Consider the following 3,171-nt stretch of genomic DNA (forward strand, 5'->3'; position numbering starts at 1 on the left):
TGTGCGCGAGGCTATCGGGAGTGAGGTCAGCGTTGGGGCTGATGAGCCGCCGGTTGTGCCGGGCTGACCCTGCGCCAAATCCCCGTCGCCGTCAACGTACAGCCCTAAATCTGTTAGTACTTGGGAATGTTCCTTGAGAGCGGTAATAACGCTGTCCTGAGAGTTCATTTTGATGACTGCCTGCTGCAGCTTGAGCGCGATTTCCGCCTGTAGGACTTCTCCCGCGCGGGTGATGATTGCATAGTCTGCGGCAGCGTTGCTTATGCCTTCGTAGGGAGTGGTGAGCTTGAGGCTGGTGTTGCCTATGACTTCATCAATCTCGTAGATTTGGCCTCCCGCGAAAAAAATATCTCCTTGCTTGATGTCATCGACCAGCCAGCCGGTATTTGCGCCGACAACCTCAACGTCGCCGTTTCGCACGACAACTGAGCCGGTCTTGTACCATTTGTATCCTGCCATGAATTAACCTCCTAACCCTGCCAGTGTTTTTGTCCCATGTGTTCAAGTGAATTGACGATGCTCGCCTGTGCAAGGCAATTGATTTGATGTTGCAGTGAATCGTTGCGCCTGCGTATCTCGCGGTAAATCTCCTCTGACTTGTCTTCGAGCTGCTGATAGGTAACCGCGAGGGGGTTTTCCGAGAATACCGCCGTAACGTTCTCTGCTTGGTCGACGATAGCAGTGATGTTGAGGTGGTAGTAGATGGTATCTGCTCCGCCGTAGCCGGGAATGTAGTCCGCCCTGTCTCCGGCGTTACAGTAACCGTAAAGGAGTTCCTCGCCGGTTTTGGGGTCTTCAGCGAACAACCCGACCTCACGCAAGAAGAAGCCCGTAGTCATGTCTTTATTGTTGAGTACGAGCATGATTTCCGCTGTGCCGATGAACGGGGGAATATCCATTTTTGCGATCTCCATGTCCCGATGAGGGCGGATAATGTCCGTCATAGTGCGAACGTCTGCGCCCTCTGGAAGGTAACCGTCTCCCGCACAAGCCCGCGTAAACTTGAGTGGTTCTCCTGTTAGGGCTGAGGCGAGAATATTGCGTCCCGCGTCAGTGAGTTCAACTCCGCCAAACTCTGCCATATAATCACCTCCTTACGCTGATAAAAATTCCGCAAGCGACAGCCCCGCCGATAGAGAGGCCATGTGTCGCTCTGCTGGAAGTTGACTGCCGGATATTCACGCTGTGTGTCTGCCTCTGGAAGGTACAAGTTGCGACGCTGACACCCAGTCCCGCAGTGCCGGAAGCCTCCTGCTTCGAGGGTATATCGTGGTGAATGCCCTGAGCTGTAGCCGCCCCAGCCTTGATGTTGAGGCCGGAGCTTCCGTGTGTGCGCTGGACGATTGCGATGTTGTGGTGCTGGGCTTGCGATGTTCCCGCGCCGAAGGTGAGGGACATGCTGCCCGTGCCCTTAGTCTTGGGGATAAACGCTACATCGTGGCGCGTTCCTTGAGCTGTACCAGTGCCGACGGCTACGTCAAGCTCTGCTGTGCCCTGCGTATGCTGGACTATTGCGATACTGTGTCTCTGGCTCTGGAGTGTCCCTGTTCCGACGGTGAGAGGCATATTGCCCGTGCCCTGCGTCTTGGGGACAAACGCTATATCGTGCCGCGTTCCTTGAGCCGTCGCAGCCCCCACCGAAATTTCATGCTGTGTCGCCGCCTCCATGTACACATACAGCTTCGACATCCACGACCGCACCGCCTTGCTCTCCTGAATTGCCCGACGGATTGTCTGCGTCGGGTTCGTCCAGTCCACACGCTCCCAGAAATCACCCGTCAGCTTCGCGTCTATCGCGAACGTGTAGGGCTGTGCTCCCTCGTCCTGCCATGAAGTAAACCTTGCCTCCACTCCCAGCATTCCCAGAGCGTCAAGTATCGCGCTGGTCGTTCCCTTCTTGCGATGCCACGCTATCGACTTCAGCACCATTTCCCGCTTGGCCTCGAGGCTGTGCGCGAGCTCGTAGAAATCCACGTGCCACTGCCACGCCAGCAGGTCGAGCACTTCCTCCGGCAGTTCGTTAATCCGAGAAACAATAAACGCCTCCCGTATGTCTTGGGAGACGCTCAATAGTTCAGGGTCAATCGATGTGATTAAGTGCTTGACGTTCTGGTCGCCGGTTATCGACGGCGGCGATATGTCCAGCAGGGAAACTCTCTCTATCTCTTTAGCCATCCTCGAGACCTCCTAACGTGAGAGTCTTTGCGGTCATTATTGCGACCTGCGAGGCCGTCAATACCCGAAACTCCGGCGAAACAATCTCGGTGCGCTTTGCTCCGGCGGCTACCATTCTGTGGTTCAGCTCCGAAGGGTTCAGGTCGCGACCCAGCTTTGACCTCTGCCATAATGCCCATGCGTTCACTGCTTCCTCGACTGCCCGCTGAATTTGCGCAGCCTGTGTTGCCCGCTTTCTGTCTATCCAGTAGCTCACGTTCAGCTCGAACTCTACAGGCTCAGGCGATAACACATGCACAAAATCTGTGTCGGGGCGTTTGTCGTCGGCGTTGCAGACCTCGTAGACCGCATCAAGTATCTCCTGCGTCGGCAGGTCTCCGTCGGTCATTAGAGGGTAGATGTTCACGTTGCCCGGCTCTGTGTCGGGCGGACCGAGTACCGCAACGTCGATAATGCCCTGATGCGCCGACCTCGCCCAATACTCATAGGCTCCTGTAGGCCCGGCTACGGAAAAACTCTCTGGGGCTATCTGTATGCGTTCGCGGAAATTCTCATCGGTTTCGGTGTCGCTTCCGCCGTAGGTCTCCGTTATGTTCTCAACGGTCATCTCGAACGGGAAAGGGTCTACCAGCTTGCGGATCTGCCCCGGCACGTAGCCGTTGCCCTGTGTTCCTGAGAGGGTGCATTGCGCTGTAACTTCGGCCTCGCGCTCTCCTGCGGGAATGTCTACGCTCTCGGTCGTAGCGAAAAGGATTGTCCCGCCGCCGGGAGTCGCGCGTGTACCTTCGGGAATGATTACGGCTGAAGGCTGGACTTCCGACAGCGTGAACTTCAGCGTGGTCATTGCGCGGGAGGCCTCGAGCCTCGTTACTTCGAGCAACGCTCCTATGTGGTCGAGATAATCGCCGTCAGCATACGCGAGCAAATTCTGCTTGGCCGCGTAATCAATTAATGCTCTCTGCTGAATAATCACAAGGACTATTGCCTCGAGGAACA

4 protein-coding genes are annotated in these 3,171 nt (G+C 56.1%); all 4 read right to left on the reverse strand.

Annotated elements, in window-relative coordinates:
• The coding region (locus IJT02_04435; GenBank protein ID MBQ7544173.1) for a hypothetical protein at positions 1-459 on the reverse strand (459 nt) is incomplete at its 3' end.
• 11 nt (positions 460-470) lie between these two features.
• Entirely contained in the window at positions 471-1,082 is a 612-nt protein-coding gene (locus IJT02_04440) for a hypothetical protein (GenBank protein MBQ7544174.1), read from the reverse strand.
• A gap of 4 nt (positions 1,083-1,086) precedes the next feature.
• Entirely contained in the window at positions 1,087-2,175 is a 1,089-nt protein-coding gene (locus IJT02_04445) for a phage tail protein I (GenBank protein ID MBQ7544175.1), read from the reverse strand.
• Positions 2,168-3,171: baseplate J/gp47 family protein (locus IJT02_04450; GenBank protein MBQ7544176.1), on the reverse strand; the 1,004-nt coding region annotated here is incomplete at its 5' end. The genes IJT02_04450 and IJT02_04445, both read right to left, overlap by 8 nt.

This window comes from Synergistaceae bacterium (genome assembly GCA_017450125.1).
GTDB lineage: Bacteria > Synergistota > Synergistia > Synergistales > Aminobacteriaceae > JAFUXM01.